The sequence below is a fragment of the Sphingobacterium corticibacterium genome (assembly GCF_004208525.1).
GTDB lineage: Bacteria > Bacteroidota > Bacteroidia > Sphingobacteriales > Sphingobacteriaceae > Sphingobacterium > Sphingobacterium corticibacterium.
Genome location: NZ_SGIT01000004.1, coordinates 183,416 through 203,809 on the forward strand (window position 1 = coordinate 183,416; position 20,394 = coordinate 203,809).

At 40.8% G+C, this 20,394-nt stretch carries 16 protein-coding genes; 9 read left to right on the plus strand and 7 right to left on the minus strand.

Annotated features, from left to right (window positions below; genetic code table 11):
* Window positions 1–6: 6 nt before the first annotated feature.
* Window positions 7–2,172, minus strand: coding sequence for a TonB-dependent receptor (locus EWE74_RS17585; protein WP_130142970.1), 2,166 nt, complete (start codon window positions 2,170–2,172; stop codon window positions 7–9).
* A 316-nt stretch (window positions 2,173–2,488) separates the two neighbouring features.
* Between EWE74_RS17585 and EWE74_RS17590 the strand changes: the two genes are divergently transcribed.
* The 4 genes from EWE74_RS17590 (at window position 2,489) to EWE74_RS17605 (ending at window position 6,050) form a co-directional block, all read left to right on the plus strand.
* Window positions 2,489–3,610 (plus strand): amidohydrolase family protein, encoded by a 1,122-nt coding sequence (locus tag EWE74_RS17590; protein ID WP_239018702.1) that lies wholly within the window; start codon window positions 2,489–2,491, stop codon window positions 3,608–3,610.
* Window positions 3,611–3,646: 36 nt separating this feature from the next.
* Window positions 3,647–3,925 carry an acylphosphatase gene (locus tag EWE74_RS17595; protein WP_130142972.1) on the plus strand — a complete coding sequence of 93 codons (279 nt, stop codon included), beginning with the start codon at window positions 3,647–3,649 and terminating at the stop codon, window positions 3,923–3,925.
* Window positions 3,926–3,930: 5 nt separating this feature from the next.
* Window positions 3,931–5,448 carry an MATE family efflux transporter gene (locus EWE74_RS17600; RefSeq protein ID WP_239018703.1) on the plus strand — a complete coding sequence of 506 codons (1,518 nt, stop codon included), beginning with the start codon at window positions 3,931–3,933 and terminating at the stop codon, window positions 5,446–5,448.
* Window positions 5,449–5,510: 62 nt separating this feature from the next.
* Window positions 5,511–6,050, plus strand: coding sequence for a hypothetical protein (locus EWE74_RS17605; RefSeq protein WP_130142973.1), 540 nt, complete (start codon window positions 5,511–5,513; stop codon window positions 6,048–6,050).
* On the opposite strand, the gene dusB is transcribed toward EWE74_RS17605, so the two are convergent.
* A complete protein-coding gene (gene dusB / locus EWE74_RS17610) occupies window positions 6,010–7,026 on the minus strand; it encodes a tRNA dihydrouridine synthase DusB (protein ID WP_130142974.1) in 1,017 nt (338 codons plus the stop codon). The two genes, EWE74_RS17605 and dusB, sit on opposite strands and share 41 nt — an antisense overlap.
* Window positions 7,027–7,178: 152 nt before the next feature.
* Between dusB and EWE74_RS17615 the strand changes: the two genes are divergently transcribed.
* The 3 genes from EWE74_RS17615 (at window position 7,179) to EWE74_RS17625 (ending at window position 9,867) form a co-directional block, all read left to right on the plus strand.
* Window positions 7,179–8,063 (plus strand): DUF4271 domain-containing protein, encoded by an 885-nt coding sequence (locus EWE74_RS17615; RefSeq protein ID WP_165384762.1) that lies wholly within the window; start codon window positions 7,179–7,181, stop codon window positions 8,061–8,063.
* Window positions 8,064–8,074: 11 nt separating this feature from the next.
* Window positions 8,075–8,842, plus strand: a complete 768-nt coding sequence (locus EWE74_RS17620) for a uroporphyrinogen-III synthase (RefSeq protein ID WP_130142976.1) — start codon at window positions 8,075–8,077, stop codon at window positions 8,840–8,842.
* Window positions 8,843–8,994: 152 nt separating this feature from the next.
* The gene (locus EWE74_RS17625) at window positions 8,995–9,867 is read left to right on the plus strand and encodes a cupin-like domain-containing protein (RefSeq protein WP_130142977.1); all 873 of its coding nucleotides are present in this window, start codon (window positions 8,995–8,997) and stop codon (window positions 9,865–9,867) included.
* Between the two features lie 12 nt (window positions 9,868–9,879).
* Here the strand turns inward: EWE74_RS17625 and trpC are convergent, their stop codons facing one another.
* The 4 genes from trpC to trmD all read right to left on the minus strand — a co-directional run bounded on the left by trpC (window position 9,880) and on the right by trmD (window position 13,663).
* A complete protein-coding gene (gene trpC / locus EWE74_RS17630; protein WP_130142978.1) occupies window positions 9,880–10,677 on the minus strand; it encodes an indole-3-glycerol phosphate synthase TrpC in 798 nt (265 codons plus the stop codon).
* 55 nt (window positions 10,678–10,732) lie between these two features.
* Entirely contained in the window at window positions 10,733–11,305 is a 573-nt protein-coding gene (locus EWE74_RS17635; protein ID WP_130142979.1) for an anthranilate synthase component II, read from the minus strand.
* Window positions 11,306–11,311: 6 nt separating this feature from the next.
* The gene (locus EWE74_RS17640) at window positions 11,312–12,715 is read right to left on the minus strand and encodes an anthranilate synthase component I family protein (protein ID WP_130142980.1); all 1,404 of its coding nucleotides are present in this window, start codon (window positions 12,713–12,715) and stop codon (window positions 11,312–11,314) included.
* 270 nt (window positions 12,716–12,985) lie between these two features.
* Entirely contained in the window at window positions 12,986–13,663 is a 678-nt protein-coding gene (trmD, locus tag EWE74_RS17645; RefSeq protein WP_130142981.1) for a tRNA (guanosine(37)-N1)-methyltransferase TrmD, read from the minus strand.
* Between the two features lie 641 nt (window positions 13,664–14,304).
* Here trmD and EWE74_RS17650 point away from each other — a divergent pair.
* Window positions 14,305–17,511, plus strand: a complete 3,207-nt coding sequence (locus tag EWE74_RS17650) for a SusC/RagA family TonB-linked outer membrane protein (protein WP_130142982.1) — start codon at window positions 14,305–14,307, stop codon at window positions 17,509–17,511.
* Window positions 17,512–17,515: 4 nt separating this feature from the next.
* Complete coding sequence (locus EWE74_RS17655) at window positions 17,516–19,114, plus strand: SusD/RagB family nutrient-binding outer membrane lipoprotein (RefSeq protein WP_130142983.1); 1,599 nt, start codon at window positions 17,516–17,518, stop codon at window positions 19,112–19,114.
* 90 nt (window positions 19,115–19,204) lie between these two features.
* On the opposite strand, the gene EWE74_RS17660 is transcribed toward EWE74_RS17655, so the two are convergent.
* Window positions 19,205–19,912 (minus strand): hypothetical protein, encoded by a 708-nt coding sequence (locus EWE74_RS17660; RefSeq protein ID WP_130142984.1) that lies wholly within the window; start codon window positions 19,910–19,912, stop codon window positions 19,205–19,207.
* Window positions 19,913–20,394: the final 482 nt, after the last annotated feature.

Below are 20,394 nucleotides of genomic sequence, written 5' to 3' on the forward strand. Positions count from 1 at the left end.
ATCTTCTTAAAACCGGATATTTAAACCGAACAAGAAGTTTGTCTCTGCTTGCGGATAATACGCGTTACCGTAGAGGCGCGTTCCATTAGGCGTAATACCACCGTAGGTATAGCCGTGCGACTCATATTTTTCATTGAAAATATTGTTGATGGCTAAATTTGCATCTATATTGTCTATGCCCAACAAGGAGAAATTATAGCGTAGGCGCAGATTATTTACAAAGAAAGGATCCACGCTACGGTCTGCAGACTGAGTGTTGTCTAAGTACTGTCTCGATACGTATTTGCTGGCTATACTGAATTCCAGTGGCTGTATGGGTGAATAAGAAAGTTCGTTGGACAGGATAACCGATGGTGAGAACGAGATGGTTGTTGAGCGGTAATGTTGTGCTACCTGCGGTTCGCTCAGTTCATTCCAGTCCTCGTCCATAACCGTAAGATATTCCGTGTAGTTCTTGATTTTGTTTTCGCTAAGGCCGGCAGTAGCTTTCCATCTAAACTGTTCCGATATTTGCCAAGCACCGTCCAACTCCAATCCAATGCGGTAACTGTCGGGCACATTTTCTCGTATTGATCCGCCCACATTGTTGATCTCCCCTGTCCGTATGAGCTGATCTTTATAGAACATACCATATATGTTGGCTCCGATGTTTAAAGACTCCTTCCTTAATCGATATCCTGCTTCGATATTGTGCATTTTTTCTGGCTTCGGACGTGCATTTGGAGACGACTCGACAAAGTCATCTCGTACAGGTTCCTTATTGCCAAAGGCATACGAAGTATAGATGCTTGTGGTTGGTGAAAGAATATAGGTTGCACCTATTTTGGGGTTGAAGAAATGATGTTTTACATTCACATCTGCCAATTCCAGATTGTGGTTGTAACCCTCGAACGTGTAATCCACCATTCGATACTGTAAATCTGTATACAGACGCATGGCACCAAAAGTAGCATTCCATTTACCGTACACATTGACATCATTTTTCTCTGCGTCGTTGAAATAATATTTGTCGCCTAATTGACTGCTCGAAGCATACTGCGCCCAAATTACTTCACCATAATGATCGCCACGGTATTGATTAGCACCTCCACCAAAAATCAAATTGTGGTTTTCATTCACTGTATGATGTATGGAAAATACGGTTCCGTAAAAATAGTTGTCTAACCAACGTCGGCGGACGAGATCCGTGCTATCGATGGTTGTGCCACCAATTTCAATGGGTACAAAATTATATCCACTAAAAGACTGGTCTTCTTTATATTCTTCATAATATCCCGCACCTCGTGTATAATGCAAAGCCATATTGAGTGTTGTCCGTTCAGACGCAAAATAATTATAGTGAAGATGGTGGTGTGTCTGCGTATAGTTATCCGTTTGATTTTCATACGTAAATCCATTATAGCGACGATTTTTGGCCAACATTTCTTCTGGAACACCATCCCAGGCTTGGTAGGTTTTCTCCTTGCCAGAGAACACAGTAGCTTTTAAATGATGTTTTTTACCATAATATCCTGCGTCGACATAGAAAGATTTTAAATCAGAGGAAGCGCGTTCGATATAGCCATCGGAGCTAATCTTGGACAATCGTGCATTAAAGGCAAATTTATCCTTGATTAACCCTGAACCGACTTTAACGGTGTTTTTCCACGTATTATAAGAACCTACACTGTTATTGAGTTCGGCGTATGGGTTTGGTTGCAATGCATCCGATTGGATATTAAGAGAGGCGCCAAAAGCTCCGGAACCGTTGGTCGAAGTGCCTATACCGCGTTGAATCTGGATGCTTTCCGTACTTGATGCGAAATCTGGTAGGTTGACAAAAAAAGATCCCATACTCTCGGCATCGTTCAATGGAATACCATTCAAGGTAACATTGATGCGCTGATTATCCGATCCGCGGATCGTCATATTGGTGTAGCCGATTCCCGCGCCGGCATCCGAACCGATAACGACGGACGGTGTTTGATCGAGGAGATAGGGAACATCCTGTGCCAGGTTACCCTGTTTAATATCTTCTTTCGATAGGTTTTTATACGTCGTAGCGGCATTATCTCCCGCTCGGGTAGCCATAACCTGTACTTCGTCGAGCACACGAGCGGTGTCCGGCTTTTGTGCATAAGCGATGAATGCTCCTAGAAGCATGACCATGGTCATCAATCCATGTTTTAACATAAAAAATAATTAAACTTCGTTAAACATACTATTACCAGGGGTTAGCAACAGCTTATTATTTAACTAACCTTCCCTACGCCAGCATTATCTGGATCAGGTGCGTCTCGCTTTTATGCGAAACTTGGGTATAATCTCAGCCCGTCTTTGTGTTCAAACAAACAAGGCACCCCTTTCGATAGAGGCAAAAGTAAAGATTAATTCGGTATTTTCAAATTATGGCGTCATTTTTGCGTATATATAAGAATAACAAATTATTTCAATTAGTTAAATGAGGTATATTTCAGCAAGCATTGTGATTCCTGTAAAGGGGAGTTTCATGAGAAAAGGTGTCGTTGCTATTGATGAAACCGGCACGATTAAAGGTGTCTATGAGGAAACTGATCCGGCCGTATCGGATGTGAAAATAGAATTTTATGACGGTGTTTTAATACCCGGTTTTGTGAATGCGCATTGTCACATCGAATTGTCTCACATGTTTGGTAAAACAAAAAAAGGAACCGGACTGCCACGTTTTCTGGCCGATGTTATGAAAAATCGGGACGCAAAAGAAAAAGATATTTTAGCGAAAATAGAATCGGCTGACGAAATGATGTATAATAACGGTATCCAAGCGGTAGGAGATCATGTCAATACCGAATTATCTGCAAAGACGAAAACTGATAGCCGAATAAAGTACCATACCTTTGTCGAAGTGATGGCAATGACCAAGGAAGATATACAAGTCCGTGTGGATAAGGCACGTGATATTGAATTTTATTTTGATGCCAATCACGCTTCCATTACCCCGCACGCACCATATTCATGCTCAAAAGAGCTGTTTAAGGCATTTCGCAAGTTGGTGAATGAAGATAATATCTTAAGTGTTCATAACCAAGAAAGCGATGAAGAGAATAAGCTTTATCGCTATAAACAAGGAGAATTTCTCGATTTTTATAAAGAAATGGGGCTGAATGCGGATTCGTTTAAAGCACAGGCAAGAAATTCTATTCAGTCCTACCTGGCGCATTTGCCAAAGAATAACCCGCTTATCTTGGTTCATAACACTTATATGTCGTTAAAGGATATTGATTTTATCGAACGCTTAGGCAGGGATGTGTATTTCTGTGTATGTCCAAAAGCAAATCTATACATTGAAGGTAAATTGCCTAAGATACTCAATTTTGTTCCGAACCACAGCAGAATGGTGGTGGGTACAGATAGTTTGGCGTCTAATGATACGCTGGATATACTAGAGGAACTGAAGGTGATTTCCGCGCATTTTAGCCAATTAGATTTTTTACAAATCTTACCGTGGGCGACAATTAATGGCGCGGAGGTACTGGGGCTGGCCGATCAGCTGGGATCTATCGAAGTAGGTAAAACCCCGGGGCTAGTCTTGTTGGAGGGAATGAATAATCTGCGTCTGACGGAACGGGTTACGTTGAAAAGAATAGCTTAGTTTCTTTCCTTTTTCTTCTTACATTTGCCTATAACAATGAAACATCTGAATATTACGGTTACAGGCAAAGTACAGGGCGTATATTATCGAGCAACATGTAAGGCTGTTGCCGACCAACTCGGGGTAAAGGGATTTGTGATGAATCAACCCGACGGTTCGGTCTATATAGAGGCCGAAGGAGATGTTTTTGCATTGGATACATTGTTGGAATTTTGCCAAGAGGGACCTGACCACGCAGAAGTTGCAGAAGTAAGTTCTAGCGAAAGTCCGCTGCAGGGCTTTAAGAATTTTGAAGTCGTAAAAAAGAAAAAATAGCCGTTGTGTCTTCCGTCAAAAAATTTGTGAGTGATACGGTGATATATGGTTTTACGACCATTGTTCCCCGTATGATCGGTTTTTTGATGACGCCCATATATCTCCGTAAATTTGAGAATGCCGCGGTATATGGACTATATAACTATCTCTACTCTTGGGTTTCCATGTTGAATGCTATTTTGGCATTCGGAATGGAAACTACGTATTTCCGATTCTTGCAAAAAGTTGATTCCAAAGATAAGGATAGGGTTTTTAACAACAGCTTTGTTGTCACCTTGATTACCTCCCTGCTGTTGCTAGTCTCTATTTTTACTTTTATTGATCCAATAGCAACTTGGTTTGCGGGAGATGAGAATGTCGACGAATATGCAAAATATATCCAATATTTTGCATTTATTTTGGTAGCTGATGCGTTGGCAGTTGTACCCTTTGCCAAACTTCGCGCACAGGGACGTCCCATCCGATATAGCTATCTGAAGTTTATCAATATTTTCATCACTGTTCTTTCAAACTTATTTTTTATAGTTTACTTATCTAACTGGACGAAATCGTCTGCCTTTTGGGCGAATTTTGCAGCGGAATGGTTTCAGGAGGGATGGATTGGTTATGTTTTTATTTCCAATTTGCTAGCCAGTATCATAACATTACTTTTGTTGGTGCCGGAGATGTTGACATTAAGGCTGCGTATCGATAGGCCGCTCATGAAAAATATGTTAGCTTACAGCTTCCCGATTTTGATCGCCAATATATCGTTTATTATCAATGAGAATCTGGACAAAATGTTTTTTCCAAAATTACTACCTGGGGAATACGGAAGAACAGAACTTGGTATATACGGCGCTGTGAGCAAAATTGCTATTTTTCTAAACTTATTTATCACCGCTTTTCGCCTAGGCGCAGAGCCTTTCTTTTTTTCATACGCTAAACATGAAAATGCCTCCCGTACGTATGCCAAGATTATGGAGTACTTCGTGATGGTCATGGTATTGGTCATGGTGGGTATCACCGTAAACCTGGATTGGCTTAAAGATTTTATAAGGGGAAATGAACTCCAGCCAGACATCTACTGGACCGGACTAAAAGTCGTGCCGTTCATACTTTTAAACTTTGTATTATTAGGTATCTATATGAACCTATCCGTGTGGTACAAACTGACCGACCAGACACGGTTTGCCTTATATATATCGTTGATCGGTGCGTTGGTGACAATTGCCTTGAATTTTCTGTTGATTCCCGTTTATTCCTATTCCGGAGCTGTGGCAACGACTACTATAGCCTATTTCGTGATGATTGGACTGTCGCTTTATTGGGGGCAGAAATACTATCCAATACCCTATCACTTCCTAAAAATAGTGCTTTACCTTGTGAGTGGTTTGGCACTTTCGCTTATGAGCTTCTTTATCTTTGGTAGTAACTTTTGGATAGGCAATGGCTTACTATTATTGTTTTGTATAACAATTATCTTTTTGGAACGGAAGAATATAGCACAATTGCTGTCAAAAGGTAAAAACAGTTTGAAATAATGTAGCATTCAACACGCGTGTATCGTTTACCTAATTTTAGTTATTAACATTAATATTCTTTTATGAAATCAACTTTACTTTTATTTAGCTTACTGGCCTTTGTATTCGTTGGCCATGCCCAGGAATCGAGAAGGGAGCGAGCGGTTGCACGTCCTAACCACATTATGCTAGACCCAATTTCTTTAATTGCAGGGCCGGTGCTTAATTTCTCCTATGAGCGTGCTATCAATGAGGACGTAGGGCTGGGACTACATAGTCTTTTAGGATTAGGGGCAATGGATGAAATGATACAATTCTCCCCTTTCGGACGACTGTATGTTGGCGGCTCGCATGGGGCAGGTTTTTTTATGGAAGCTTTTGTGCCGATTACCAATATGGAGGAAACGTTTCAGAAATATAGTGATGCCCACGCCAACTATACAGAGGTTACGGAACGACGGACATCAGCAGGACTGGGAGTAGGTTTAGGAGGTAAGTGGCTTTTTAAAAGAAACCTAATGTTGGAAGTCGGTGGTGGTATTGCTCGTAAGTTTATCAATACGACCGACAACACAGAATCTATTACCGGTAAATGGATGATCGGGTTCGGGTATGCATTTTAAACCTCTCCTTTATTTCTTCTAATACTTCCAGAATTTCATTATGGTCTCCCAATCCCACTAATTTTGTGCGGTATTCCTTAAAATTCGGTATACCTTTAAAATAATTAGCGTAATGGCGGCGCATTTCGAAAATGCCGGTTTTATCCCCTTTCCACTCAATGGATTTGATCAAATGAGTTTTGCATACCTCCACGCGCTCGTCTATTGTCGGACCTTCTAGGTGTTCGCCCGTTTCAAAAAAATGTTTGATTTCCCGAAATATCCAAGGATATCCGATGGATGCACGTCCAATCATTATGCCATCAACTTCATATTCCATACGCCATGCGGCAGCTTTTTCCACCGAGTCGACATCGCCGTTTCCAAAAATAGGAATCTGGATGCGGGGATTACGTTTTACATCCCGTATCATACGCCAGTCGGCCTGCCCTTTATACATCTGGGCCCTTGTGCGACCGTGAATAGATAGTGCTTTGATACCTACGTCTTGCAGACGTTCCGCGACTTCATATACATTTTTGGTGTTATCATCCCAACCTAGACGTGTTTTTACGGTCACAGGAAGAGTGGTGGCATCCACAACAGCTTTGGTCATAGCAACCATTTTGTCGATATCTTGTAGCAGACTGGCGCCTGCGCCACGACAGGCGACGTTCTTCACTGGGCAGCCATAATTGATATCGATTAAATCTGGATGAGCTAAGGTACATATCTCCGCCGATTGACGCATGCTTTCAATGTCAGAGCCAAATATCTGTATGCCGATAGGTCGCTCGTATTCAAAGATGTCAAGCTTTTGTTTAGACTTCGCTGCATCACGAATCAGTCCTTCCGAAGAGATGAATTCGGTATACATCATATCCACCCCGTTTTGTTTGCACACATAACGAAATGGTGGATCGCTGACATCCTCCATTGGAGCCAGTAGTAACGGAAATTTACCTAAATCAATATGCTCGCCGATCTTAACAGCCATCTTGTTAATTTTTTGCAAAGTTACGGAAAAATTCTTCTACCCCATTTTCTTGATGTAAAAGAGGCAATATTATGTTAACTTTACCTCCCAAAGTAAGAATTTTTCGGATGCATCTAATGAAGCGTATCTTTTTGAGTAGCATACTGTGTCTAATGACCAGCATAGTGTGGGGGCAAGAGGAAACGACCCGTTTGCCTGTAGCAATCGACAGCGTGGAAGTGTCGCATGTTGATACATTTAACTATGTGTTCCCGTCAGAAGATCGTCCAAACAAACTCCTAGAGCAATTTTTGTTTGATATTGCGCAGCGCAGTATAAATCCGATGGCCTCTTTGGAGTATATGGGATCCAGAAAGGAATCCGTCCATGAACTGCAGCATAAGCAAGGGGAAACAAAAGCAGAACGCCCTGTATGGGTGCTGCTGGTTGTTTTTCTATTGTTCCTCGCTGTAGCACTTGTACGCTTAGCCTTTCCGGGTGATTTTAGTATGATCGTACAAGCCTATTACGACGAGCGGACCCTACAACAAGTAAGCAAAGAAGACAATATGTTAACATCCTGGCCGTATGTATTTCTGTATCTTGTTTTTAGTCTGGCGCTGGGGCTTTTTATTGTGCTCATGGAATCTTCTTTTGAGCGTTTGGATGTATTAAGTTGGGAAAATTACGTACGAACGTCCTTCCTTGTTGCGCTATTGTTTATTTTCAAAATACTCTTAATCAGGTTTATTTCGTTTGTATTTGAAATCGACCGTCTAGTAAGAGAGTACGTAACGGTACTCTACTTGGTTTACTTTAACAGCATGCTTTTTTTGATGCCTTTTCTGTTGACGGCTACACTTGTTCCCACTACGTATTTTAAGATTCTGTTAATTTTGTTCAGTGTATCTGTATCTATCTTGTTTATATATAGGTTTTTAAGGACGGCATTCCGTTTGTTCGGAAATCTAAAGTTTTCAATTTTTTATTTAATTCTGTATCTTTGCGCACTTGAAGTAGCGCCGATTCTGATATTGGTTAGAACATTGAGCAATTAAAAAAATTGAATATGCAAGTAGATGAAGCAAGAGCCAAGAAGGTAAAAAGTATTTTAGTTACCTTGCCTAAACCTGAAAATGATAAGTCTCCGTATTTTGCGTTAGCAGAAAAATATAACTTAAAATTGGACTTTAGAGGGTTCATTCATGTAGAGGGCGTTCCGGCGAAGGATGTGCGTAAGGATAAGATTAATTTTGCAGATTTTACGGCGGTTATCTTTACCAGTAAAAATGCAGTGGACCACTTCTTCCGTGTATGTGAGGAAATGCGGTATGATGTACCGGCAGACATGAAATATTTCTGTATCTCGGAGGCTATTGCGCTTTACTTGCAAAAGTATATCCAATATCGTAAACGTAAAATTTTCTTCGGTAAGCAAACAGCAAAAGATCTAGAAGAAGTGCTTACAAAACATAGTAAAGAAAAGTTCCTATTCCCGTGCTCGGATGTTGCTAATGAAGAAACACAAAAATGGTTGCAGGATAACGGATACGACTTTACGCCAGCTGTACTGTTCCGTACAGTGATTAGCGATATTAAGGATCTGGAAAATGTATTTTATGATGTCATCGTTTTCTTTAGTCCGTCTAGCGTGCAGTCATTGTTCGAGAATTTCCCGGATTTTAAGCAAAAAGATACTCGAATTGCGGCATTTGGCGCGACGACGCAGCAAGAGTTACTCAACCATAATTTAATTTTGGATATACCAGCTCCTACACCAGAAGCACCAAGCATGACCATGGCGGTTGAACAATACATCAAGCAAGCGAATAAATAGCGAGAATAATGACGCTTATCATTTCTTATTTAGAATATTTCTATTTAATTTGTGCTTACGTAAAGATGAGGTGAAATTAAAATTAACGTATCATCATTTAAGAGGAATATTTTTTTAAGTTTGTAAATAGTAGTTGTTAAGCGTAAGAACTTGTGAAACTAAAACCAGTAAATAGTATATCAGGGATTGCTCCAAAGGATTTTGTTCGGGATTATCTCAACAAAGGACAGCCGGTAATCATCAAAGATTTTATCAGCAAAGATAGTCCTTGCTGGCAAAAATGGAGTTACGACTATTTCAAGGAAATAGCGGGTAATGAACAAGTAGATATATACGGACGTGAAGAAGAGTCGCAGAACCATGCTGCCAGCCCGCCGGTAGGAAGGATGAGTTTCGGTGAATATTTGGATAAAATAAGTGCCGAACCAACAGAGCTTCGTTTGTTTCTTTTCAATTTAATGAAGATTCAACCGGAGTTGAAAAAAGACGTCATTTATAATGATGTTACGGGGGGCAAAGTTCTGCAATGGTTGCCGTATATGTTTTTCGGTGGAGAAGGTTCGGCAACCCGTAACCATTTCGATATCGATATGTCCCATGTCTTTATTTCGCAGTTTCAAGGCGCCAAGCGGATTTGGCTCTTCCCAAATAATCAATCCGATTTGATGTACAAGCTGCCGTATAACTTTCATAGCATTGCTAATTTAAAAACAAGCAGCCATGCGGAGTATCCCGCTTTAAAATTGTTGGATGGTTATGAAGCGGTTATCCACGCCGGTGATACGCTATATATGCCAGCGGGATGGTGGCACTATATACAATATGAAACAGAAGGATATTCCATTTCTGTGCGTGCATTGGCGAATTCTCTTAGCGAAAAAATAAAAGGAGCCAGAAACCTATTTGTCACACGTCATTTTGATGATACAATGCGGAAGATATTTAAGGATAAATGGCTGTCATACAAAATAAAGGTTGCACAGAAACGTGCCAATCGTGGCATACGGAAACGAGAAAAGAAATGAAAAGAGGGGCGTTTAATATGCCCCTCTTTTCATTTCTTTTACAAAATCCTTTATCGCTTTGCTTGGGGCTTCGGTCTTCATAAAATTTTCGCCGATCAGAAATCCCTGGAAACCTGTTTTTCGCAATGTATTGATGGTATTGGGGTCAGATATACCACTTTCCGATACCTTGATGAATCTGTCGGGAATTTTATCGACCAAATCATAAGAATGATTTAAATCTACTACAAAATCCTTTAGGTTACGATTGTTCACGCCGATAGCATCGATGCTATCAAAAAGGCTACGTTGAAGTTCTTCTTGGTTATGTACCTCCAAAAGCACATTTAACCCTAGCGATTTTGCATAATCCGCAAGTGTTTCAATTTCCTTGCTATTGAGGCAAGCCGCAATCAATAGGATAATATCAGCACCATAGGCTTTGGCCTCGGCTATTTGGTACTTGTCGACAATAAACTCTTTGCGTAGCAAGGGAATGGTCAATACCTCCCGTGCCGCACGGATATCCGCAAGAGAACCTTGGAAAAAATCCGAGTCTGTCAGTACCGATACCGCAGACGCTCCAGCATCTTGGTAACCTCGAACAACGTCCGCTACACCCGATGTACCGTTAATGAGTCCTTTCGATGGAGAGGCCCGTTTAAACTCCGCAATAATGCCTGTCCGCTGCGGGTGCAATATCGAGTCTTTCAGCGAATAGCAAGTTCTATTAAAAAGTGGGTATCCCTCCAGCTCGCTTAAGGAAGCCTGTTCTTTAGCTTCCGCTACTTCGATTCTTTTCCGCGCTATTATTTTATCTAGTATCGTCATAATATTCTATTTATTCGGAGCCATATATTTATTGATGATGTCCCCCCAATTAACACTAAAATAACCAATTCGCTATTAACTTTTTTCCATTTGTTGTCAATACGGATTCTGGATGAAACTGCACACTGCGCACGTCGTATTCCCTATGGCGTAACGCCATGATAATGCCGTCTGGATCCAGCGCCGTTACCTGTAGGCAATCCGGCATATTTTCTTTGGATACCGCCCATGAATGATATCGTCCGATTTTAGAATCCTTAGGAAAACCTTGAAAGAGTTTCTCCGTTTCGTCGGTAATGACGATATCAGTAGCTACACCATGTAAGGGCTTCGGCATGTTGTATAGTGAGCCTCCGAATACCTCGGCAATAGCCTGCTGCCCCAAGCAGATGCCTAAGATACGTTTAGTAGGAGCATATCGACGGATAACATCCATTAAAAGCCCTGCTTCTTCCGGTATTCCTGGTCCGGGTGACAGTAATATGCTGTTGAATGGTTCTACATCGTCAAGTTCGAACTTGTCATTTCTCCATACCGTATAATCTTGTCCTAATTCCTGTAATAAGTGGACAAGGTTGTAGGTAAATGAATCGTAATTGTCGATTACTAATATTTTATTGTTACTCATTTCTTATTATAGCGTTTCTGCAATTTCTAAAGCGCGACGTAAAGCCGCAATTTTGTTGTTAACTTCCTGTAGCTCTTTTTCAGGGTCAGAGTCCAGCACGATCCCTGCCCCTGCTTGGTAGTGCAGTACATTCTGTTTGCTCAGAAAGGAGCGGATCATGATAGCATGATTGAAATCACCATTAAACCCCATATAGCCAATAGCACCAGAATAGAAAGATCGTTGCAAACCTTCGTAACGGTCTATCAGCGTGAGTGCTTTATGTTTGGGAGCACCCGATAATGTTCCCGCGGGGAAGGTGTCGCCTACGACATCAAAAGGGTTAGAGGTGGGGTTTAGTTTTCCTGAAACCTTGGATACCAGATGGATAATATGCGAATAATATTGTGCCTCTTTATATGATTTCACCTTTACGTGGGTACAGTGGCGGCTCAAATCATTTCGTGCCAAATCAACGAGCATCACATGCTCTGCAGATTCCTTCGGATCATTTTTCAACTCTTCTGCGATCATTTCATCCTTTTCCATGTCGCCCGTACGTTTGAACGTTCCGGCAATGGGATATATCGTGGCTTCTCCTTTTTTGATGGTCAGCTGCGCCTCTGGCGAGGAACCAAATAACTTGAAGTCGCCATAATCAAAATAGAAAAGATAAGGTGAGGGGTTAACCGACCGCAATGCGCGGTATACGTTAAATTCATCTCCCGCAAACGGCGTGGAAAATGCGCGCGATGGGACAATTTGGAAAACATCTCCGCGCTGTATATGTTGTTTCATCTTTTCGACCAAGCTTCTGAAGTCCTCGTCTGCCATATTAGAAGCCTCTTCACCCTGACGTTTAAAATTATATTCGGGGAAATTTTTATTCTGTATTAAATATTCCAGTCTATCTAGATCAGAAGATTCGTCGGTTAATAGATTTTCGAAAATATAGAGTTGGTTTCTGAAATGGTCGATCGCGATGACATAGCGATATACATGGTATTGCATATAAGGGATTTCGCGCGCAGAATGTGTGCCTGCTGTTAGCGCAATATCTTCAAAGTGCTCGACGGCATCGAAGGTGAAATACCCGAATAACCCGGAGGAAATAACGTTCACGCCTTCTATGTCCGATTGAGAGAACTGTTTACGGAATGCTGATACCTCTTCTCGGAGATTAATTTCATTGGCGCTCTTATAAACGGGTTTTGCGCTAGGTTCTATAATGCGAAGATGTTCCTTGTCGAGGGTAATGCCCGCAATCGGTTCACAGCAAATATAGCTGATATTGTTATCGCGACTGTGGTATTCCGAACTCTCCAACAGCAAACTGTTTGGGAATGTATCCCGCAGGCGGAGATAGATGCTTACTGGCGTCGTTGTGTCGGCCAGTATCTTTCTGTAATTCGTTTTCAGTTTATATTTCATTATTTCCCTGATTTTATCTTTTTACTTCTTTTCAAGCGTCGTAATTTAACTAAAAAAGCCCGACGTTTAATCGCCGGGCTTACTTTCAAAATGGTTTTGGTTGATTATGAATATTTAGTTACATACCAAACGCATTCCCGACGCTACTTGCTTCGAGCCACCACCAGTTTGTATGTAATTTTTTCATGATCATTTGTGTAGCGCAAATTTATGAATATTTTTTATTTGGCAAACTTTTTTTGATAAAAAAATAAAAAATATCGATTAATCTTAGTCATTTAGCAAATCTGGGCGACGTTCTTCGGTACGTTTAAGCTGTTGCTCGTAGCGCCAGGTGGTAATTTTTGCTTCGTGACCGCTAAGTAGTACCTCTGGAACACGATGCCCTCGCCATTCTGCCGGCCGTGTATATATAGGTGCATCCAGCAATCCGTCTTGAAAAGAATCTGATAAGGCAGAAGTCTCGTCGGACAATACACCGGGTATCACACGAGCCACGGCATCTACCAATATCGCGGCGGGTAGTTCACCACCAGACAGTACATAATCCCCAATGGAAATTTCTTTAGTCACAAATATATCGCGGATACGTTGGTCAATCCCCTTGTAATGTCCACATAGTATAATGACGTTCTCTACGGAAGACAGTGTATTGGCGATTTCTTGGTTGAGGGTTTCACCATCCGGTGTCATATAAATTACCTCGTCATAGGATCGTTCTGCCTGTAATTTTTCGATGCAGGCCGCAAAAGGTTCTATTTGCATGACCATGCCCGAGCCGCCTCCATAAGGATAGTCGTCAACAGACTTGTGTTTGTTTGTTGCATAATCCCGCAGATTGTGTACGTGGATTTCCACCAGACCTTTGTGCTGGGCACGTTGCAGGATAGAATGTGCAAAAGGACTCTCCAATAAGCCGGGTAATACGGTAATGATATCAAAACGCATAATGCAAAGATAGCTTTAAAAAAACATGTCATGTCGCTTTTTTTCTACAAAGCAAACATTTCTATATACGGTTTGGAGAGATTATATCCAGTTTTGGTCTTCGGTATGCTGTTTTTATATTCTTGTTTTGATTGTTTTGTTAGAATATAATTTTGTTTTAATTTGTTTGTGGTGTTCTATTATTTTGTGATGTTTTGTTTGTGATTTTACATTCTTTCCGTTAGTTTGTTGATACGGTGTCAGTGATTGTGTAAGTTTTTTTGAAAAGTTGCAAGAACAAAGTTATTTTTTTATGTTTGCATAGTTTAACAATTTTTAACAGTATAGAGAGCGCTGTTGACGCTTTTTCCGATAGCGGGAGAGATAGAAAAAATGATTAACTAAACAAACAACAACACAAATGAAACGGAATTTATTAACTACTCCATCGCATTTTCTTTGTTAGATACAGCACCGTTTTCATACGGCTGTTCAGGATTTCGACTTTCAAGTTGCTTGAACTTCGGTTTGTATTAATTTGATCGTTCATTAATGTAATAGTTTTGTGATAGTGTGCGGTGTCCAAACAAAAGTGTGCAGATGTTAGTTAATGTCCGTAACAACACAAACAATCAACAAATTAATAACTAAACAACACAAACATGAAACAAAAATTACTCAGTTTAATTTTTGTGCTGACCTGCCTAGTAGGGGTGTCGGTCGCACAAAATCGACAAGTGAGTGGTCGCGTGACTTCGGCCGGCGATGGAACTCCGATTGCAGGGGTATCTGTAGCTGTTGTCGGAACGTCAAACGCTACTCAAACAGACGGCTCCGGAAATTATTCCATTCAAGTTCCCGGGAACGATGCCACTTTAGCATTTTCCTACATCGGCTATGATAGCCAACGCGTGGCGGTAGGTAGTCGTGCTGTAGTGAATGTACAACTAGCAGGCGGCGGTGAGGCACTAGAAGAGGTGGTGGTAACCGCAATGGGGATCACGAGAGAAAAACGTGCGTTGGCTACTGCAACGCAAGAGGTAAAAGGAGAAGCCTTGACTCAAGCTGCAAATAGCAATTTAGCAACTGCCATTCAAGGTAAAGTTTCCGGTGTGGAAGTGACACCTTCATCAGGTATGCCGGGTGCGTCTGCGAAAATTACTATTCGCGGTGCCAGATCGTTTACGGGTGACAATACACCTTTATATGTGGTCGATGGTATGCCTATTACGTCTGTTTCGGATGTCTCTACCGGGAACTCTGTTACCGGGTCAGATTATTCGGCTAGAGGATTGGATATTGATCCAAATGATATTGAGAGTATTAACATTCTGAAAGGACAAGCAGCATCTGCTTTGTACGGTATGCGCGCATCCAATGGTGCGATCATCATTACCACGAAAAGCGGGAAGAATGCTCCGAAAGGGAGAGCGCAGATTTCGTTTAACTCCAATGTGTCTTTTGACAGGATCTCGGTATTGCCCGATTTTCAGACAACGTATGCACAGGGTTCACAGGATGTAAATACAAATTATGTACCCACTTTTAATCCGACAACTTCTACGGTTTGGGGGCCTCGTATTGATCAGTTGCACCTTAATCCTTCGTACGGAGGTGAAACGGACAATCAATATACACAACGGGATGGCAGACAACCAGGAAAATACTACGTTCCACAGCGTGCAACAGCAGGATTAGATCCTTGGGCGACGCCACAGGCTTATGATAATGCGAAAGAATTTTTTGATGTAGGTAATACGTATAACAACTCATTAAATATAATGCAAGGTTTTGATAAAGGGCATTATTCCATGAGTTTAGGATCGACTAATTCACAAGGTATCGTGCCATCAACAGGCTTAGATCGTTACAATGCTAAACTAGCGACACAGCTTAGCTTGTCGGATCAGTGGACAACTGGTTTTTCAGGAAACTATGTGAACTCTAGCGTTTCTAAGCAGACGAGCGCGAACGATGGTATTATCGCGACGATTTTCGGCGCACCTGCGTCCTACGATCTGAAAGGTATTCCGAACCACGTAGCTGACAATCCGTATTCGCAAGTTAATTATAGAGGCGGTGCTTTCGATAACCCTTACTGGGCGACACAGCACAATAGTTTTACAGAAAAGACACAACGCTTCTTCGGAAACGGTTTTGCTCAGTTTGCTACGCAATTAGCAGATAACCAAAAATTAACATTAAAATATCAACTGGGAGTAGATTCTTATACGGCTAATTATACTGATCTTTGGGGGTATGGTAAAGCAGGATTGACTAGAGGACAAGTGGAAAATTATCACTATTCGGTTACTGAGTTAAACTCATTAGCTACAGCTGTCTATAACTGGGAGATAAACGAGGATTTAGTTTTCGATGCCATGATTGGTAATGAGATTGTGGATAGAAACAGGAGATATGACTATGGTTATGGCGGCGGATTTAACTTTGCAGGTTGGAACCATATGAACAATGCAACTACCTACACTGCTGAGCAAAATTTACGGCATACACGTACCTTTGGTCTGTTCGGAAACTTAAATTTGGCATATAAAAACATGTTGTATTTGAACGTTACAGGACGTAACGACGTAGTATCCAATATGCCTCGTGATAGCCGTTCATTCTTTTATCCATCTGTATCGGCATCCTTTGTTTTCACCGAATTGGAAGGTCTTCAGAGTGAGGTGTTGAATTTCGGTAAGTTGAGAGCATCATATGCGGAAGTAGGACAGGCTGGTAACTACTATGAGTCTTATTATTCTACACCAACTTATAGCGGAGGTTTTTCTACTGGTTTCCCGATCATTTATCCATTAGGCTCAACGGTGGCATTTACACCCTACCCTATTTTGTATGATCCGGAATTAGTACCTCAAAATACTAGGTCGTATGAGATTGGTACAGATTTAACCTTCTTAAACGGTCTTTTTGATCTAAGCTATACTTTCTCCCGTCAAGACGTGAAAAACCAGATTTTTGAAGTACCGTTAGGGGGGTCAAGTGGTTTCCAAAGTGTGGTAACGAATGGCGGAAAAATCCACACTAATGCGCATGAAACGACATTGAGCATTGCACCTTTCCGTGAGGGAGATTTCCGTTGGGATTTTGCTTTTAATTTCACAAAAATAGACAACTATGTAGATGAGTTGGCGGAAGGCGTAGAAAGCATATTTCTGGGAGGTTTTGTGGAACCGCAAGTGCGTGCTGGTATTGGCGAGAAATTTCCAGTGATTTATGGTAATTCTTACTTGAGAAACGATGCCGGACAAATTGTGGTAGATGCTCGTGGATTACCTCAAATTGGTGAAGAGAGAGTCATTGGATCTGTAGCACCCGATTTTATCTTAGGGTTCAATACTAGATTGGAGTATAAAAAAGTAAGACTTGGTGCTGTTTTGGATTGGAAACAAGGTGGACAGATGCTGAATGCAACTTCATCTCTCTTGGATTTCTATGGCACATCGCAAAAATCGGCTGATTTTAGAGGAGGTGATTCGTTTTTATTTGAAAAAGCAGCGGTGAAAGAAACATCACCTGGTTCTGGCGAATATGTTGAAAATGATATATCAATTGATCCAAGTAGGGCATTTGACTATTTTAATAGATTGAACAACATTTCTGAAAGTTCGATTAGAGGAACTTCTTTTGTAAAGTTAAGAGAGATAACAGTAGGATATCCTGTGTATTCCAATACACGGTTTACAGTGGACGTAAATGCATTTGCACGTAACCTAATTTTGTGGTCAGAATTGAAAGGTTTTGATCCGGAAGCTTCTCAGGGTAACACGAATATGTCGGGAGCTTTTGAGCGATTCTCTTTACCGGGAGCATCGAGCTATGGTTTAGGGGTGAATATTAAATTTTAAGACAATGAAATTCAGAAATAATATATATAGACTTTTAGCTTTAGGACTACTTATAGCGCCTATCGCGTTTAACTCTTGTTCAGAGGACAGGATGGATGAGATTAACTTCAATCCTAACAATCCGCTAGATGTCGAAGCTAAATTTATTTTAGCAGATGTTATTGTGTCGACGGCGGTAAGAAGTGTTGGAGGTGACTTGAATACCTATCTTTCTGCGTATGTTGAGCACGAAGCAGGATCGCATAATCAATTGTGGAACGCTGAACATCGTGAAGGTGAACCGCAGAGAGCGTCTACTTTCAATAACAGTTGGAACAGCATTTACGAGACGATAAAAAATGCACGTATTATTGTAGAGAAATGTTCGGAAGGTGGTTCTCAGGAAGGAAACTTCTCTACATTAGGAGTTGGACAAATTATGTTAGCGTATAACATGGCTATTTTGACCGATATGTATGGTGATGTTCCTTTTTCAGAGGCTTTTGATCCATTAGGCAACAAGACCCCTAAAATCGACAAGCAAGAAGAACTGTATTCACAAATTTTGGCATTGTTGGATGCTGCTATCGACAATATTCCTAAAGGAGATACGCATGTTACAGGTAATTATACGAGTCATGACTTGTTGTTTAGTGGTACTTTTGATGTCCGTAACGATCGATGGATAAAATTGGCTTACGGTCTTAAAGCACGGTACACGATGCGTCTGTTGAACATCACATCCAATAAAACGCAGGCATTAGAGGATGTAATCGAGTTTGTAGATAATTCTTTTGCTAGTGCATCCGAGGAAGCTGCATTTAATGTCTACGATGCTCAGAATCTGAATCCATTGTTTGATTTTCAATGGTCAAGAGATGCTTTAGCAGCAAGTAAAAGTATTGCCGATAAAATGATCGAACGCAACGACCCTCGTCGCAACCGGAATTTTACAGGTGGGGATTGGGTGCAAGTGGACAACATGGAAACAGGTAGTGATTCGTATGAATTATTAGCGACCAACGGAGGGAATGCTCAAATACAAGCTCCCCCGCTAACCTCTACTTTCGTTTATTCACAAACTGCGTCAACACAATTGTTAAGCTATCATGAGTTGTTGTTTTTAAAAGCAGAAGCTATGCAACGTTTAGGTAGGTCTACTGCAGTCATAGAGCCTGTTTTAAAAGCAGCTGTAACAGCGGCAATCATTAATTCTGAAAAATCAATCGAAACTGCTTTTATTGCACCGGCGCCTGCTCAATACGGTGGTATTTCGGAGACTTCTCCGGATATTACTGATGCCGATATCGATACCTATTTCGAAGATGAAGTAAAGCCATTGTTCCAAGAAAACTCGTTAAAGGAAATTGCGGTGCAGAAATACCTAGCATTTTTCGGCGCATCCGGTGAATCTACAGAGATGTATAACGATATCCGCAGATGGAAAGCGTTGGGAGAAGATGATTTGATCGAATTGAAGAATCCAAATAATGCGAGTCAGTTCCCGTTACGGTTACCTTATGGTTCTTCAGAAACAACAACTAACCCGAATGTCCAAGCAGCATACGGAAACGGTGCGTATGTTTATACTGAAAATGTATGGTGGGCAGGCGGAACCCGCTAATTAAAATTACTTATTAGTAGATTCACTATCTGATTTATAAAAGAAATCCCAGGCATATGCCTGGGATTTCTCGTTTTATATGGCTTATATCTATTGATGTGCTATTTTTATGGTCGGCTTGCCATTCATACAGGAGAGGGTGTTTGTTGTGGCTTCACAGTTAATTTGAATACACGATGTATTTTCAAGCTGATGCTTCCGTTCCATTAATCGATTGTAGATATCTATTTTTTCATTTATCTCGATTGAATCGATTGTTTTATGTTTAGCGATGGGTTCATAGCAACATTCTGAACGTAGTAACAAACCAACACTCCATTCTTCAGAATCGGTGCAGGATACATCGTTATAGAAATTTTTGATTTCCTCATAACGAATAGGCAGCTCTTCGTTTATCTTCTCCAGAGACAAATCCTGGGCGAAAATGAGTTTTGCCTTGCCGTCCTTACATGCTTTGTGTAAGGGTGGGTTAGGCATCCATATACCAGAATAAATTCCCTCTCTAGCTGCGGCCCGTATCCTCTCATTTTGTAAGTGATCTAACTCGGCTAACAGCTTATCAAACGCTAGTTGAATCGAGAAATGTCGTAAATAATATTGCGGAGCCATGTATGCACCAAAAGGAATAATTTCGAATTCTTCTATATCTGTACAGGTTACCGATTCGGTTAGAGCTACTATTTCTTTATGCTTTTCATCGACCAATCGCGACCAATATTCATAAGGATATTCTTTGTCACTTTTGCAAGACAGTAAGAGTAGTAATGTAGTGAGCAATAAAAAGGTGTTTTTTTTCATGTTAGTTGGAATTTCTGTTTTGATAATTGATATTGAAGAAACGTATGATTATGTCATAACGTTACACATAGTTAATATTATAAAATAATTTTGTTTTACCTTTTTTTAAATTATTCCTATATTTAGTCAATAAACTGATAGCTTCTCCCCTGTGGGAGCTGACCAAATAACTTGTATAAACTGAATAAGCAATTACATGATATTAAATAATGACGTTAAATTAAAATTATGAACCGGTTTATCCTTCGGGATAGCGGGATGATTGTGTTGTAAGCCAGTTACGGAATAAATGACGGGTATTAACCACCGGGCGATCTGTTCCATTGGATAGCCCTAAACCATGCTCAATTATGAAGAAGCAATTCGAAGGGATGCATGCGCGATACATACGAAGAATCATATGCTTGAAAATGGCTACACAATCCAAATCTTTACAACATCATATCTAATGAAATCAGCTTTGTGTTCTCTGCTTCCTTTGT

Coding starts and splice junctions, on each gene's coding strand:
- EWE74_RS17585 (WP_130142970.1), bottom strand. CDS start 2,172: ATGTTAAAACATGGATTGATGACCATGGTCATGCTTCTAGGAGCATTC.
- EWE74_RS17590 (WP_239018702.1), top strand. CDS start 2,489: ATGAGAAAAGGTGTCGTTGCTATTGATGAAACCGGCACGATTAAAGGT.
- EWE74_RS17595 (WP_130142972.1), top strand. CDS start 3,647: ATGAAACATCTGAATATTACGGTTACAGGCAAAGTACAGGGCGTATAT.
- EWE74_RS17605 (WP_130142973.1), top strand. CDS start 5,511: ATGAAATCAACTTTACTTTTATTTAGCTTACTGGCCTTTGTATTCGTT.
- dusB (WP_130142974.1), bottom strand. CDS start 7,026: ATGGCTGTTAAGATCGGCGAGCATATTGATTTAGGTAAATTTCCGTTA.
- EWE74_RS17615 (WP_165384762.1), top strand. CDS start 7,179: ATGACCAGCATAGTGTGGGGGCAAGAGGAAACGACCCGTTTGCCTGTA.
- EWE74_RS17620 (WP_130142976.1), top strand. CDS start 8,075: ATGCAAGTAGATGAAGCAAGAGCCAAGAAGGTAAAAAGTATTTTAGTT.
- trpC (WP_130142978.1), bottom strand. CDS start 10,677: ATGACGATACTAGATAAAATAATAGCGCGGAAAAGAATCGAAGTAGCG.
- EWE74_RS17635 (WP_130142979.1), bottom strand. CDS start 11,305: ATGAGTAACAATAAAATATTAGTAATCGACAATTACGATTCATTTACC.
- EWE74_RS17640 (WP_130142980.1), bottom strand. CDS start 12,715: ATGAAATATAAACTGAAAACGAATTACAGAAAGATACTGGCCGACACA.
- trmD (WP_130142981.1), bottom strand. CDS start 13,663: ATGCGTTTTGATATCATTACCGTATTACCCGGCTTATTGGAGAGTCCT.
- EWE74_RS17650 (WP_130142982.1), top strand. CDS start 14,305: ATGAAACAAAAATTACTCAGTTTAATTTTTGTGCTGACCTGCCTAGTA.
- EWE74_RS17655 (WP_130142983.1), top strand. CDS start 17,516: ATGAAATTCAGAAATAATATATATAGACTTTTAGCTTTAGGACTACTT.
- EWE74_RS17660 (WP_130142984.1), bottom strand. CDS start 19,912: ATGAAAAAAAACACCTTTTTATTGCTCACTACATTACTACTCTTACTG.